Origin of the sequence: Rhodococcus sp. 2G (assembly GCF_001886355.1) — a bacterium.
GTDB lineage: Bacteria > Actinomycetota > Actinomycetes > Mycobacteriales > Mycobacteriaceae > Rhodococcus > Rhodococcus pyridinivorans.
Window position 1 is genome coordinate 4,097,573 of the sequence record NZ_CP018063.1, and the last position, 12,894, is coordinate 4,110,466.

Below are 12,894 nucleotides of genomic sequence, written 5' to 3' on the forward strand. Positions count from 1 at the left end.
TCAGTCTCCGAACGTCCAGGACGGTGTCGCCGACTGCGAGATGCTGAGCAACTGGTAGTGGTACGGCGTGAACACCAACGACCGGCCCGGGTTGACGAGGGTCCCCGACCGGGTCACCCCTCCCACCGTCTTCGTGTAGGAGACGTGACCGGCGTGCTTGGCAGCCGTCAGCGCGGCCCGCACCACCTCGATGACGACGAACCGGGCGTCCGGGTCGTCGTCATCGATGGTGGGCTTGTGCTTGCGGATCCACTTCGAGGCAGAGGCGATGAGCTGTTCGGCCCAGATCGTCTCCGTTGCCGACAGCTGCCGCCAGCCCCTCATCAGACCAGTGACGTCGACGAAGTCAGCCACAGTGCTGCCTCAGCTCACTTCTCTTCGGCAGCGTCGACGAGGGCGATGATCTCGTCCTTGTTCTTACCCTCGAGATCCTCGGCGTCGATGCCGATCGCTTCCGCGTACGCCACCCACTTCTCGTCGGTCGCAGTCGCCCGAGGACGGCGCGGCCTCTCAGCCGACGCACCACCGGTCGTAGCCGCCGGGGGTTCGGCACCCTGCGGCGGGACCTGGTCGACCACCGCGGCGGCAATTCGTTCTGCTGCGGCTTCCTCGGCGGCGACCTCGTCGGCGGGCCGGATCGCGCCGGCACGCAGAAGCCGCTGCGCTTCCAGCTCGTCGAGATCGGTGATCAGCGCACCGCGACGGTGCCTGATCTCCTTCGTCGGCCGGCCCTGATCGTTGCGCTCGAGTACCTGGTTGAACCGCAGTGCGGTCAGGATGTAGTCGGTCACGGCGTCACCAGTCCTGTCAGCCACAGACCGGCCTGCGGCTGGTCGAGGGCGAGTCCACGTTCCTGCGTGGCATCCGAGCGCCAGGTCTCACGCGGGCCACCGTTGGGGCCGTTGCCCTCGGGGTAGAGCTCGGTGAACGTCAGCGGACGAGCGTCGCCGTAGAACCCGATCGTGCCGCGCTCGAGGATCAGGGCCCGGTCGGCCGGCCACGCCTTCGACACGATGACACGAAGGTTGTGGATGGTCTCCGGCAGCGCACCGATATAGGCGATGTTCTGGTCGGCGATGTTGCCGCGATAGACCTTCAGCAGATCGTCGTTGTCCATCAGGATCGGCAGCAACGCGGGGTTGAGAACGATCGTGTCGGCAGCGAACTCGTATCCCTCGTCCTCGCTGCCGCCCTGCTCGGCGGTCGGGGCCGCCTGGGAGATCTCGAAGATCGCGTCGGCGATGTCGCGGCGCGGCCGCGAGTTCGCCACATCCCACGCGGTAGAGACGGGGAACGAAGGGACGGAGTTGAAGATCGCCTTCGCGGCACGGTCGTTGGCCCGGATGAAGGTGTTCTTCAGCGCGGTGATCTGCTTGTTCACGTCGTCGATCTGATTCTTCCGAATCATGTCGAGGGTGACGCGAATGCCCTTGCCTCGCTTGGTCGAGAAGACGACCTTCGGGATTCCGCGGGCCGCGTTCGAGACGGTGATCTCGCCGAACTCGGCCAGCTCCTCGATATCGTCGGCGAGGAAGGCCGGATCGCCTTCGCGGTAGGCGAACACGCCCGAGGTGTTGGCGCCAGCGTTGCGCAGCAGCGCCTCGGCGATGAACTGATTCTCAAGCAGCTTCTTGAGCTTGGTCGGGATCAGCGTCGGGTTCGCGAGAAAGTCGGCCACGGCCAGTGCCGCGCCGTCCGACCCGCTCACAATGGTCCTGGGTGCCATGGTGATTGTCTCCTGGGGAAGTGAGGGATCAGGCGATCCGGATGAGGCCGACCGCGTTGGCGGCCACGCCCTGGGGCTGGGTGCAGATGCCGACGATCTCGGCGGCAGTGGCATCGACCGGGGCCGGACCGACCTTGCCGGAACCAGTCGAGACCAGCTTGTCGCCGAACGTGGCCGCGGCCGAGTAGGTCACCTTCGTTTCGGTGCCTGCGTAGGCGACGGAGACGACGGTGGGGATTGGCATCGCGTTGATGATCGGGCGTCCGATCGCGTCGACGGTGGTTCCGCCCTGCGCCGTCTCCGGGCTCTGCCCGTCGGTGAGTGCGACGCCGAGCACCTTCACGCTGTCGGCCGTGGCGACGCCGACGCGGCCGCCGGTGCGGGCCTCGACGAGCTGGCCACCGAGGATGACCTCGGCCGGGATGAAACTCTTGGGGCCACCCTGGGTGACCTGTGTGACTGCAGCCATGTCAGTTCTCCTCGATCCAGTTCTTGAACTTGTCGACGGCCGCGAAGTCCGCACCGCCGGTGGGCTCCGGGTCGACGCCGTGGCCGGCCTCCTCGAGCGGCACGAGACCGGCGGCGAGGCTGTTGATGGCCTCGGTGGCGCCCTCGCGGTCGCGCTGCAAGGAGTTGAGCCAGTGCTCGCGTCGGCCGGGCCCGAACTTTCCGGCACGGATCGCTCCGTCGACGAGTGCCTCGTCGGCTTCGCGGAGCTGCTGGGCGCGAGCTGCACGGCCTTCGTTGGCCGCGGCGATGTAGTCCTCGTGCTGGGCACGGTCGACGGCGACGAGGCCGTGGCGCTCCATGTAGGTAGCGACCTGCTCGGCGGTCGGGGCACTGGTGCCGGCGGATGCCTGGGTTCCGGTTTCCTGTGCCTGCTCGGCGAGCGCCTCGTCGAGGGCGGCCAGAATGGTCTCGTCGGTGGCGTCGGCGTTGATGCCGAGGCGCTGGGCGAGAGTTTCGTTGAGGGTGGGCACGATGCCCTCCTTCCTGTTGGTGTCCTCTACCGCCTCGGCAGAGGGGATCCGGGGGGCCGGGGCATGTTCCCGGCCGGCGAAACGGAACTGCGAGAGGTTGAACGCTGCGGACAGTTCACCGCTGGCGGGTGCGCTGGCACCGACCTTGTCGGCCAGGCCGGCGGCGACTGCTTCGTCCGCGGTGAACCAGGTTTCGGCGGCGACCAGTGCGCGCCACTCGTCGAACTCCCCACCGGCCCGGCGGGCATAGACCGCGGTGATCGAGTCGGTCATCTTGTCGAGACGGTCGGCCTCGGCGCGCAGGTAGTCGGCGGTGCCGGAGGTGTAGAGCCACGCTTCGTGGATCATCATCTGCGAGCCTTCGCCCATGATGATCTCGTCTCCGGCCATTGCGATGACCGACGCGGCCGACGCGGCCAGGCCGTCGATTCGGACGGTGACCTTCGCCGAGTGCGCGCGCAGCGCGTTCATGATCGCGATGCCGTCGAACGCGTCGCCGCCGGGCGAGTTGATCCGGACGACGATCTCGTCGGAGTCGAGCTCCTTGATCTGGGTGGCGATTGTCTGCGCGTCGGTGTCGAGCCAGTAGCTGCCGATCACGTCGTAGATCAGGATCTCGGTGGCGGCGCCGGCCTTCGCGTTGATCCGGCACCACTCGCGTGATCGTCCGGGTGCTCCGGCACCGTTGCGGATGGTCATGGTCGTCTCCTTCACGTGGTCGTCCCCTCGGTTTCGGTCGGGCCGGAAGGGGGCGTCCACGGCTCGGATGGGGGCGGGGTGTCCTTGGCCGGCAGTCCGTACTGCTGCCGCGTGTACTCCTCGAGCGACCGGTCGAGGCGGATCAGTCCGGCGTCGATGAGCATCTTCAGTGCGGATGCGGTCAGGTCCTGGCGCGAGCCGATCTCGTCGAACACGATCTTCGGTGCGGGCTCGTCCTCGCCCCAGTTCAGATCGACGAGGTCCTCGACGACGTGAGCGGTACCGACGTCTGCGATGGTCTCGCCGAGCGTCTGCACCGACTGCGTGAACGTGCCCTCCTGCACGCTGGCCATTGCGAACGAACCACCGGTGTCGAGGTTCAGGAAGTGCGCCAGGCCCGCGATAGCGATCTGTTTGTCCTGGTAGTCGATCGCTTTCTGAATGTCGAGCAGCACACCTTGCACGCTGAGCAGCTCGAGCTTCTGGCCATTGGCGAGACCGACGCCGGAGGTCATGCCGCCCTTGAAGTTCGACGCCAGGTCGCGCATGTGATCGACCTCGACCTGGTCGGTGGCGCTGGCTGCGGTACCGACCGGCACGCCGATGCCGTTGCGGCGGGCCGCGGCGGCCTGGGTACGCATGAACTCGTCCTTGAGGATCCAGTGCTTGTAGGCCGGCCGCAGGATCGAGTTGCCCTGCCACTGACCGGGGTCCGGTTCGTGCACGTAGGCGACCAGTCTCGAGACGGGGATGGTGAATCCGTCCGGGATGGCCGAGGCTGCGGTGAGCTTTCCGACGGGCGGCTGTTGCGTGATCGACTCGAGACCACCGTCGAGCGCGACGTTGATCTTCGCGATCGTGCGCTGCGGACGGGGCGCGAGCTTGCGCAGACTGATCCTTCCGTCCTGGTCGAACTGATAGACCTGCTCGAAGAAGCTGTGCCCGTACTGCAGCATCAGGAGCGCCTGCTGCAGGTGACTACGCCACGAGAAGCGTCCGCGCGTGCGCGTCGTCGGCTGGTAGTCCGAGCCTTTGATCCCGAGCCGAAGGTTGCGGGCGACGAACTCGACGACCTCGTCACGGGCGCCGTTCGGGTCGAGATGCCATCCGGTGCGGCGGATCGGCAGACCGATCGCTCGCAGCAGGGAGGAGGCTCGGCCGTCCTCGCGGCCCATCCGGCTGAAGACGTTCACCGACTCGGGCCACTGCAGCTCGGGGACTTTCTCGGTGTGGTCCCACTGCTGCCACTCGGTTCCACCACCGTGTACGTATCCCAATTCTGTTGAGGGACGTGCGGTTTCAGCCATGGTCACCTCCTCGTCTAGAACGCGGCGGTCAACGGGTCGAACGAGTCGACCGGTCCACCGGCATGGTTGGTGCGCTCGAATGTCGGTGCGGCCGATGCGCCGGCCACGCGGGATTCGAAGGTGATCAGCGCCCATCGAGCGATGATCACGGCCAGCATCGGTGCGACTTCGGGGTCTCCCCCGGCGTCAACGACCCAGTCCCCGCGGGGCAGCGACCGTTTGGCTGCGTGTTCGAGCGCGTAGCCGAGTTCACGCTGACCGGTGTGGCTGATCAGTCCGTCCTCGGCGTCGTCGACGAATCCCTGACTCATCAGCGCCGCTTGGTTCGTTGTGGACTTGATCAGTTCGATGCCGGCGGTCTTCATCATCGGTTCGAGCACCGCGGCCGGTGAACGACTGTCAGTGGCGATCGCGCACGGTTCGAGCACGTCGTCGATCCGCCCGATCAGGTCGACGATCTCGGGGTTGGTTGCCGTACGCATGTAGCCGACCTCGACGTGGATCCGGTCGTCGACGGTGCGTTGCGCACCGGCGATCACCCACCGGGAGCCGACGCGGGCGATGCCCGCGCCGATCGTGCCGGTCAGTTCCGGGAAGTCCACGAGTCCGTGCCACTGCAGCTCGGTGACGAGCTGCCATGTGGGCGGGCCCTGGTCGTCGTCATCCGGCCAGATGCCCATCGCCTCACGGCGCCAGGCTTCGTCATCCGGGATGTTCTCCCGCATACGCAGCATCGACTCCAGCGGAGTGCGGTGCGGATACGACGGGTTGAACGTGCCGAACTTCGACTGGTCGTCCGGGTCGGTGTCCGGGTCCGCGGAGATCTCCACGTACACCTGACCGTCTGTCAGCCCGGCGAGCGCCTTCTTCCGTTTCTTCGTGAACGATTCGCCGTCGTCGGTCGGGCGCGGTGGTGTGCCGATGAAGAACAGCAGACCACCGTGCGGATTCTTCGCCGCGTTGGTGGCCGGCACCATGTCCTCGAGCGCCTTCACGCCGAGGATCTGCGCCTCGTCGAACACCTCGACGTCGATGGCTTCCATGCCTCGACCGAAGCCCTGCTCGCGAGCGCCGAACATGATGATCGACCCGTTGGTGAAGACGATCTCCTGTTCACCGTTGGCAGTGCGGATCGCGGCGACGTACGGCCAGATCTTCTTCTTGCGCACCATCGACTGCATCGAGCGGAAGGTGTTCGTCGTCGTCCGGTTGTGGTGCGAGGTCCAGATCACGCGCAGGCCTGGGAACTCCAGGCACATGCCGATGATCAGGTTGCCCACCGTGTAGGTCTTGCCGACCTGACGCGGAATCGAGGCGACCACACCGCCGACCGATGCGGCGTACTTCCCCGCCGCGTTGCACCCGAGCGCGATCTGGCCGAAGCCTTCCTGCCACCGATCGAACGAGACACCGACGTCCTGCAGGCGGCGATACACCCGAGGGAAATTCGAGGTGACAATCCCCTCCGGGATCACCAGATGACGTGCAACCTCAGAGAGTCGACGCGTCGAACCTGTCATCGACACTGCCTGTCAGTAGCGGGTGACCGGGAGCGACCGCACGCAACGCTGCCTCCAACTCCCGGATCCGACCGGGGTCGTTCTCAACGTCCTCTGCAGCTCGCGCATCGATCGCCTCGATCTCGTTCGCGGTGTCCTGCAGTCGCTTCGTCAGCGACGCCAGATCTCGCGGTGGGCAGTCGCTGTCCGTCACCGCTTCCGCGATCCGGTCTCGAATCGCCACCATCAGCGCGCGCCGTGATCCGCTTCGCGCCGCCTCGGCCACCGACAGAACGTCGGGATCGAAGGTCTGATCGTCGTCGTTTTCGGGGGTGGGTTCGGCGTCGAGGCCGTCGTCCGGAGGCGTGTCGGTCGTCACTTTTTCACCTCCGATTTGGTCTGTGGAAAAAAATGTCGGAGAGAGATTCCTGACTGAGGAAGAGGCCAGTCAGGAGACCCCCACCCCCTCGATAATTTTCGGGGGTGGGGTATATCCGCAGGTCAGGGCCAGGGAAGCAGCCTAATGCCGAGCGGTTCTTCACTCTCCTCGGCGCCGATTCGGTGGCCGGTGACAGCAGGCCGAAGATGGTCCCGCCGGCCGTCCTGGCGCTCCTTGTTGCAGGTGCCGTGGAGCAGTCGATCGGCCTGGGTTCCGCCGTGCACTCGCGCCTGACTGTGGTCGGCGGCAAGCGATCCGGAGGCCGGATCGTTCGATGTCGGGTCGTGGTCCCAGTTGTTGGTGCGGTTGCGGAACATCGGCAGCGAGCACCACCAGCACGGTGTGCCGTCGACGTGGTTACGCAGCAGTCGTTCCCGGGTCTTCTGGTGATCCCAACCCAATCCGCGGGCGGTCGTCGTCGACATCAGTCGGGGCCTTCGCTCGGACACTCGGTGCACACGCTGCTGGTCTCACCGATCACGGTCACGCCTTCGTTCCCGATCATTGCCAGGTCGAACTCGACCATGCTCGGCAAGTGACAGGTGGTGCACCACAGTCCGGTTCGGATGTTGACCGGCCACAGCTCGATGGTCGCCTCATCGCTCACGAGGTTCACCCCCGCTCGCCTGCTGTGGAAAACACTTCGGCCGACGTGTTCGAGATACACGTCGGCCGTTGGCACCAGTGTTGCTGAAACACTTCACGAGTGCAAGCCAGTGTTCGTTCTCCGCGTGTCAGTTGCGTCGGCCGATGCGGGATCGACGACGAGCTGCCATGAGTTCGAGCACGTCACCGAACCGGTATCCGACACCGCGGATCATCGGGATCTTGGGTAACTCGCCGCGGTGTGCCCACCCTCGAATAGTCGCGGCCGGGATGTGGAGCTCGACCGCGAGGTCGGTCGCATTCATCACGGTGTCATGGTCGATGGTGAGCAACTCGGGCACGACCCACGGCTGTCCCAGTGATCGGGCACGGTCATCGAGCTGCATACACCGAGCGGCGTCGAGTTCGAGCAGTGCCTCGCGGTAGGACTGGGCGATACGGCGGGCGCGGTCGAGTTGGGTGTCGGCCGGCCATGGCCACGGGTCAGCGCTCATCGGTCCGCTTCTTCACCAGATGTCGCCGGGCTTCGAAGTGATACCAACTCAGTCGAACCCACTCGCCGTATTTCCTTACCCAGATCTGGCTGCAGTCCTCGCACTCCATCACGGTGTTGTACGGGTAGGAACTGATGGACGGAAGTTCGCAATGGTGCGGGATGTGGAGGATGTTCACGCCCACTCCTTCTGGTAGTCGGGATGATCGGAGTACGGCGCAGCCAGTAGGCGGAGGATGTCGAGAGCGTTCTTCCGGCTCATCTCACCGTCCTGACCCCCACGGGACACCAGCCACCGGCGACTGAGATCGAGCAGCTTTCGCTTCGCTTCAACCTCATGCAGCACGCGGGCCGGGTCGTGGCGAGCGATGTGCGGGCCTATCTCCTCAGTCACCGAAGGTGTCAATCCCTCGCTGTCACAAGTGACGCAGTCATAGCTGATCGACTCGTGGCCGTTCATGTGCCTGATGACGGTCCGTGTGTCGGGGTAGTACACCTCGCCATTCGATGCGGAGTCACAGTCACCTGCGTAATCCCACCGGGCGTACTTGCCTGTCCCGGCTTTGGTTGCGATCTGCTCGTCTTCGGCGATACGGGCTTCAATGAACTCGATGATCGTCATGCGAACTCCTGGTAGTCGGTGGCGAGGATGGTGGTCATGCGTCGGTAGTCGAACTCGGTCCACGAGCATCCGCACGCGAGGCAGTCGATCAGCTCACTGCCGTGCCAGCGACCGAGCTGAGACTCTTCGCAGCGGGGGCACGGCAACGGCATCCGATCCCGACCACGGGTCACGCCGAGCGTCGACGAGGCGCGGCGGTGCAGGTCGACCAGGCGCAGCGCGAGGCTCACCCCGTCCTGGGTAGTGGACTCCCACTGTTCGCCACCGGGCAGCCAGACCATCGCGTCGTGCTCGGGGACCATGAGCAGGACCTCGATGTTCTTCTCGACCAGGTCGAGGTTGTGTCCGACGGCGCGTTCGTCCGGATCGGTGTCGAGTGCGAGGCGTTCGGCGATGACGGTGGCGCATCGGTGTGCGGTATCAGCGATCTCGCCCATGAGTGCGTCGGTGTGCACGTTCACCGGGACCGCGGGTGTCGGCGAGGTGACGCGCGGTCCGGTGGCCGGGCCGGTGATGCTGGTGTCGCCGAAGGCTCGGTACAGGGCGAGGTAGTCCTGCCACAGCGCGGTGGCCGCGGCGGTGACGGCGCGGATGCAGCCCTCGCACAGGAACCGGGGTCGGATGGTCAGGGCCGGGATCCACTGGCCGGTCTCGGGGTCGCGGGTGCGGCCGCGGCAGAATCCGCCGGCGCGGCAGGCGTGGGTCGGTGTCTGGTCAGTGGTCATGCGGGTGTCCTTCCGGCGGTGCGCACTTCCAGCACGGCTCGGGCAGATGGTGGGTTGGGCAATCGGTCTCGTCGCCGACGGTCGACGGGGGTCCGGTCCATCCGTGCCACGGGGATCCGAACCGACCTGGGGTCGGGACTTCGGGTGCGGGGCCGGCATCCCACTGGGGTGTGGGAATGACGGGAGGTGAGGTGACCTGCTGGCTGGGATAGGCAGTCTCGGTCTGGTGGTGGGATCTGCCTTTTCCGCGTCGACGTCGTTTGCGAGGAGATCTCACGTGAGGTTCTTGCTCGGGTAACCCAGTACAAGAACCCTTACCCTGCCCTAACCCTCCCATGCCCGCGCCCGCGCGCGTCGCCCGCGCGGGGACACCTCGTTTCGGGTGGTCGGGTGTGTGGTCCGGATTTGGTCGGGATTTGGTCGCGTCACTGCTGGTCGTGCGGATGTTCTCAGCGGCGCGTGTGACCGGCGAGGTGGTCTCTGCGGCGCGGTTCACCGGCGAGCTGGTCTCTGCGGCGGCGGGTGCCGGCGAGACGGGCTCAGCGTCGGTGTGGTGCGGCGAGACGGACTCAGCAGCGGTCGGTTGCGGCGAGACGTTGGCACGGGGCGGTGGCAGCAGGACCATGTCCGCCTGGGCGGGGGTGCGGTTGCCTTTGCGGCCGTTGCAGTCCGCGCAGGAGACGACGATGTTGCGTGCGCCGTCTGCGCGGGTGGGGTCGACGTGGTCGAGTTGGGGTCGGCGGCCGGTCTGCGATCGGGTGTCCTTGCGGCGGACGACGGTGCCGCAGTAGCGGCACTTCGCTTCGTTCGGCTTCGCAGGGTCGATGCAGTCGCGTGCCCAGACCGAGTTCAGGATGACGGCGTCTTTCAGCTCCTTCCGTTTGCGGCGGGTGATGTCGACTTTCGCTGCGGGGTCGTAGCCGAGGTCGAACCAGTCGTGAAATAGGTATGTTCCGTCGGCGACGGGGGGACAGCGTGGGCAGTCGTGGCCGGGTGCGTGCCAGAGTCCGACGGCGACGAGCTGCGCGGCGAGGTGGTCGGCGACGCGGGGGTCGAGCATGATCCGGATGGTGTCGGCGCGTTTGACGACGCCGTCGCCTCCTGCGGCCTGGCAGTCGGTGCCGGCCATCGTCCACAGTCCGATCGCGGCGATGCCGTCGAGTCGGTTGTGGAGAACTTGTTCGATCAGTTCCCGGTGTTTTCGGGATGTCGGGAGCTGATCATCGCATTGGAAGAACACTGCACCTCTTCGTGTGTTTCAGATCGAGGACCGTCGGGTCAGGCGGATTCGGGGGTGTGCCAATCGCCGATGCCGAGGAACTCGGTCTCGTAGGTACGCAGGTCCAGGAGGTGGTAGAGGTGCTGAATCACCTCGTAGCGAGCACGCGCGCTGGGGTTGGCCTGGTTGATCCGGTACCGGGCGATCGGGTCGATCCGGAGCGTCCCGTCGTCGTGGCGGTCGTCGGGCGCGGAGTATTCGACCCAGCACAGGTACGGGTCGGTTCGGGTCAGGCCGCGATGCCGGATCCGTGAGAACACCCGGCCGCGGGGGTGTCGTGTCCGGTCGACGGCGGTGCCGAGGTACCAGACCTGCTGCGCGGTGCGACGCCAGCTCTCAGGCCGGGCGCCGACGGCGCTCATCCACCAGAAGTCATCGATCTCCGTGGCGTCATCGATGACGAGCAGGTCGGCACCGTGCGCGCTGTCGATCGAACGGGCGCTGCCGCGGGCACGGAACTTGATGGATCCGCCGAGGACCAGCCTGATTTCTTCCTCACCTCGAGTCCAGTACATCGTCTCTACCAGGCGGTCCAGGTGAGGGCAGGACTTGATGATCCGGGCTGTCCGGATCATCGCATTGCGCGCTGACTCACGATTCACGGTGGTGTGGACGACGTTCTCGCCGAGGACGTACATGCCGCCGAGCTCGCGGGATTCGGCGAGAGCGGTCATGCCGTTCTGTCGGCCGGCGAGGACACCGACTTCAGATGCAGACCAGGCGGGTCGGGAAGGCCTGGGCACACCGGCAGGCCTGGGCATGATGCGTGCGGCCTTCTCGAGCACGAAGTGCTGCCACGTATCGAGCGGCCGATCAGCGACCTCGCTGACCGAAGCAAAGTCCGCGGCGAGCATCGATTCTTCATCCCAGAGCTTCGGTGCGGTAAAGATCCGTGGGCGGTGGCGTTCGTTCATCGGAGGTGTCCTTCGGGATGGCAGGCGGCGAATCGGGAGGTGAGGCGGTCGGTCAGCGGCGTGGTGTGAGCGGTTCCAGCGGGTGCGGCGGCAGTTCCTTGCCGGACATCGGGCAGGATTCGCCACGGGTGTCGCGGTGGAACCGGACCTTGCGGGCATCGGTGAGAGTGCAGTCGCGCCAGCACACCGGGCACTCAGTGGTCATTGCGGCGAGGAAGCGCGCTCGCGCATCGACGATGGCCATTACTTCTCCCCTGCCAACGCCCAGCTGTCCGGGTCATCGGGGTCGACGCCGGCGAGCTTGAGGCTGACACGGATGTCCTCTCCGAGCTTCTGGAATGCCGCCGCGATGCCCTTGAACTGACGACCGATCCGTTGCCAGGCCAGTTCCCCCCGCACGTCCTTCAAGCCGAGGAAGGCGCGCTGTTCGTCGTAGGTCATCTCCACGAACGGGTCGCCCCACAGGTGTCCGCAGGCGCATCGGTGCGGGCTGGGGTGGAGGGGGCGGTGGTGCGTACACAGGCATTTGTGGCCGGGTGCGGCTTCGAGGGTCGCGGCGCAGTAGGTGTCCATCCAGTACTTGCTCATCGGTCAGCCTTCCCGTCGAGGATCGTCAGGATGCGGTCACCGACGCCGGTCATGGCGGCCAAGATCGCGACGATCACGATCATGCGGTCGGGATCCCCGGGGAGCTCTACCGCGTTGATGTCGTCGGTTCGGATTCGCTCGGCGTAGACGCGAATCTCAGACAGTTGCTGTTCGAGCTGGTCGATGCGGGTCTGCGCGTCGGCGAGGTCGCGGGGCGGGGTCATGCGTCTGCTCCGTTCACGAACTGCACCGGCTCATCGACGCCGTGGAGCTTCTTCCGCAGGAACGGCAGCGCAGATGGCTTCACAAACGTGCGCGTGGTCGGGATCGTCTCTTTCGTCTTTGGGTGCTGACGGGTGCCGAGTTTCACCTCGAAGTGATGTGCGTACCGCTGGTAGGGCAGGTTGTTGCTCTGCAGGATCCCCAGTCGACGTAGGTCGCGGAAGAACACGTTCGGACCCCAGTGCATGGCCTTCGCGGCGGCCTGGAGTGTGTAGAGCCCTTCGGCGTTCATCAGTTCGTCGGCGACCTGCGCGCGAGGCTCGAGTTCGGCGACCTTCCGTTCTGCGGCTTCCGCGCGTTCTGCCTCGTCGGCTGCCGCGCGGAGGGCCTGGGCGTACGTCTGCGGGACCGCGGGCCGTGCCGGGGTGGTCTCGGCGATGCGGGTCTGGATCGCGAAGTACGCCTGCGCCGCGGCGACCTCCGGCTTGTGCGGGTCACCGTTCATCGCGATGAGGTAGGCGGCGAACCGGGTGAGTTCGTAATCCTGGGCAGCGGGTCCGGACGGGGCGACTTTTCCCGATCGGGAAAAGTGGGTCTCCGGGTCGTGCCCCTGGTTCTCTACCGTCTTCCATGCGCGGGTGAGTGGAGTGAGGAAGTTCTTCCACTGGCCGTACGCCATGGCGGTCATGAGGTCGCGAGCGGACCAGAACTCGGTGCCGTCGGCGCGGACCTGGCGGATGGCGTCGAACGGTAACGCGTCGACGGGGGCGAACAGGTCGAGAGTGCTCATGTCGG

Annotated in this window: 20 protein-coding genes; all 20 read right to left on the bottom strand. The window is 66.1% G+C overall.

The window, feature by feature from the left end; genetic code table 11:
- Positions 1 to 354 (bottom strand): hypothetical protein, encoded by a 354-nt coding sequence (locus BO226_RS19255; RefSeq protein WP_156895280.1) that lies wholly within the window; start codon positions 352 to 354, stop codon positions 1 to 3.
- Between the two features lie 14 nt (positions 355 to 368).
- Positions 369 to 791, bottom strand: coding sequence for a hypothetical protein (locus BO226_RS19260; protein ID WP_071935925.1), 423 nt, complete (start codon positions 789 to 791; stop codon positions 369 to 371).
- A complete protein-coding gene (locus tag BO226_RS19265) occupies positions 788 to 1,726 on the bottom strand; it encodes a phage major capsid protein (RefSeq protein WP_071935926.1) in 939 nt (312 codons plus the stop codon). The genes BO226_RS19260 and BO226_RS19265 overlap by 4 nt, the downstream gene beginning before the upstream one ends.
- 28 nt (positions 1,727 to 1,754) lie before the next feature.
- Positions 1,755 to 2,195 carry a hypothetical protein gene (locus BO226_RS19270; RefSeq protein ID WP_071935927.1) on the bottom strand — a complete coding sequence of 147 codons (441 nt, stop codon included), beginning with the start codon at positions 2,193 to 2,195 and terminating at the stop codon, positions 1,755 to 1,757.
- A 1-nt stretch (position 2,196) separates the two neighbouring features.
- Complete coding sequence (locus tag BO226_RS19275; protein WP_071936521.1) at positions 2,197 to 3,405, bottom strand: head maturation protease, ClpP-related; 1,209 nt, start codon at positions 3,403 to 3,405, stop codon at positions 2,197 to 2,199.
- 11 nt (positions 3,406 to 3,416) lie between these two features.
- Complete coding sequence (locus BO226_RS19280) at positions 3,417 to 4,712, bottom strand: phage portal protein family protein (RefSeq protein WP_071935928.1); 1,296 nt, start codon at positions 4,710 to 4,712, stop codon at positions 3,417 to 3,419.
- Between the two features lie 14 nt (positions 4,713 to 4,726).
- Positions 4,727 to 6,148: a terminase gene (locus BO226_RS19285; RefSeq protein WP_232238000.1), complete on the bottom strand. Its 1,422-nt coding sequence runs from the start codon at positions 6,146 to 6,148 to the stop codon at positions 4,727 to 4,729.
- A 55-nt stretch (positions 6,149 to 6,203) separates the two neighbouring features.
- The gene (locus BO226_RS19290; protein WP_071935930.1) at positions 6,204 to 6,590 is read right to left on the bottom strand and encodes a hypothetical protein; all 387 of its coding nucleotides are present in this window, start codon (positions 6,588 to 6,590) and stop codon (positions 6,204 to 6,206) included.
- Positions 6,591 to 6,712: 122 nt separating this feature from the next.
- The gene (locus tag BO226_RS19295; protein WP_071935931.1) at positions 6,713 to 7,075 is read right to left on the bottom strand and encodes a hypothetical protein; all 363 of its coding nucleotides are present in this window, start codon (positions 7,073 to 7,075) and stop codon (positions 6,713 to 6,715) included.
- Complete coding sequence (locus BO226_RS19300; protein ID WP_156895282.1) at positions 7,075 to 7,257, bottom strand: hypothetical protein; 183 nt, start codon at positions 7,255 to 7,257, stop codon at positions 7,075 to 7,077. Before BO226_RS19300 ends, BO226_RS19295 begins: the two co-directional genes overlap by 1 nt.
- A gap of 127 nt (positions 7,258 to 7,384) precedes the next feature.
- Positions 7,385 to 7,750, bottom strand: a complete 366-nt coding sequence (locus BO226_RS19305; RefSeq protein WP_071935933.1) for a hypothetical protein — start codon at positions 7,748 to 7,750, stop codon at positions 7,385 to 7,387.
- Positions 7,740 to 7,928, bottom strand: a complete 189-nt coding sequence (locus tag BO226_RS19310; protein WP_156895284.1) for a hypothetical protein — start codon at positions 7,926 to 7,928, stop codon at positions 7,740 to 7,742. The genes BO226_RS19305 and BO226_RS19310 overlap by 11 nt, the downstream gene beginning before the upstream one ends.
- Positions 7,925 to 8,371 (bottom strand): DUF6221 family protein, encoded by a 447-nt coding sequence (locus tag BO226_RS19315; RefSeq protein ID WP_071935935.1) that lies wholly within the window; start codon positions 8,369 to 8,371, stop codon positions 7,925 to 7,927. Before BO226_RS19315 ends, BO226_RS19310 begins: the two co-directional genes overlap by 4 nt.
- A complete protein-coding gene (locus tag BO226_RS19320; RefSeq protein WP_071935936.1) occupies positions 8,368 to 9,096 on the bottom strand; it encodes a hypothetical protein in 729 nt (242 codons plus the stop codon). The genes BO226_RS19315 and BO226_RS19320 overlap by 4 nt, the downstream gene beginning before the upstream one ends.
- Positions 9,086 to 10,336 (bottom strand): HNH endonuclease, encoded by a 1,251-nt coding sequence (locus BO226_RS19325; RefSeq protein WP_071935937.1) that lies wholly within the window; start codon positions 10,334 to 10,336, stop codon positions 9,086 to 9,088. The genes BO226_RS19320 and BO226_RS19325 overlap by 11 nt, the downstream gene beginning before the upstream one ends.
- A 38-nt stretch (positions 10,337 to 10,374) precedes the next feature.
- Complete coding sequence (locus BO226_RS19330) at positions 10,375 to 11,289, bottom strand: hypothetical protein (protein ID WP_071935938.1); 915 nt, start codon at positions 11,287 to 11,289, stop codon at positions 10,375 to 10,377.
- Between the two features lie 52 nt (positions 11,290 to 11,341).
- Complete coding sequence (locus BO226_RS19335; protein ID WP_071935939.1) at positions 11,342 to 11,533, bottom strand: hypothetical protein; 192 nt, start codon at positions 11,531 to 11,533, stop codon at positions 11,342 to 11,344.
- Entirely contained in the window at positions 11,533 to 11,877 is a 345-nt protein-coding gene (locus BO226_RS19340; protein ID WP_071935940.1) for a hypothetical protein, read from the bottom strand. Before BO226_RS19340 ends, BO226_RS19335 begins: the two co-directional genes overlap by 1 nt.
- Positions 11,874 to 12,101, bottom strand: coding sequence for a hypothetical protein (locus tag BO226_RS19345; protein WP_071935941.1), 228 nt, complete (start codon positions 12,099 to 12,101; stop codon positions 11,874 to 11,876). The genes BO226_RS19340 and BO226_RS19345 overlap by 4 nt, the downstream gene beginning before the upstream one ends.
- A complete protein-coding gene (locus BO226_RS19350) occupies positions 12,098 to 12,889 on the bottom strand; it encodes a phage antirepressor KilAC domain-containing protein (protein ID WP_071935942.1) in 792 nt (263 codons plus the stop codon). The genes BO226_RS19345 and BO226_RS19350 overlap by 4 nt, the downstream gene beginning before the upstream one ends.
- Between the last annotated feature and the right edge of the window lie 5 nt (positions 12,890 to 12,894).

Bases quoted from the DNA above. Each gene is read 5' to 3' on its own strand.
- BO226_RS19275 (WP_071936521.1), bottom strand. From the start codon at position 3,405: ATGACCATCCGCAACGGTGCCGGAGCACCCGGACGATCACGCGAGTGG.
- BO226_RS19295 (WP_071935931.1), bottom strand. From the start codon at position 7,075: ATGTCGACGACGACCGCCCGCGGATTGGGTTGGGATCACCAGAAGACC.
- BO226_RS19280 (WP_071935928.1), bottom strand. From the start codon at position 4,712: ATGGCTGAAACCGCACGTCCCTCAACAGAATTGGGATACGTACACGGT.
- BO226_RS19265 (WP_071935926.1), bottom strand. From the start codon at position 1,726: ATGGCACCCAGGACCATTGTGAGCGGGTCGGACGGCGCGGCACTGGCC.
- BO226_RS19345 (WP_071935941.1), bottom strand. From the start codon at position 12,101: ATGACCCCGCCCCGCGACCTCGCCGACGCGCAGACCCGCATCGACCAG.
- BO226_RS19330 (WP_071935938.1), bottom strand. From the start codon at position 11,289: ATGAACGAACGCCACCGCCCACGGATCTTTACCGCACCGAAGCTCTGG.
- BO226_RS19350 (WP_071935942.1), bottom strand. From the start codon at position 12,889: ATGAGCACTCTCGACCTGTTCGCCCCCGTCGACGCGTTACCGTTCGAC.
- BO226_RS19340 (WP_071935940.1), bottom strand. From the start codon at position 11,877: ATGAGCAAGTACTGGATGGACACCTACTGCGCCGCGACCCTCGAAGCC.
- BO226_RS19270 (WP_071935927.1), bottom strand. From the start codon at position 2,195: ATGGCTGCAGTCACACAGGTCACCCAGGGTGGCCCCAAGAGTTTCATC.
- BO226_RS19305 (WP_071935933.1), bottom strand. From the start codon at position 7,750: ATGAGCGCTGACCCGTGGCCATGGCCGGCCGACACCCAACTCGACCGC.
- BO226_RS19335 (WP_071935939.1), bottom strand. From the start codon at position 11,533: ATGGCCATCGTCGATGCGCGAGCGCGCTTCCTCGCCGCAATGACCACT.
- BO226_RS19320 (WP_071935936.1), bottom strand. From the start codon at position 9,096: ATGACCACTGACCAGACACCGACCCACGCCTGCCGCGCCGGCGGATTC.
- BO226_RS19315 (WP_071935935.1), bottom strand. From the start codon at position 8,371: ATGACGATCATCGAGTTCATTGAAGCCCGTATCGCCGAAGACGAGCAG.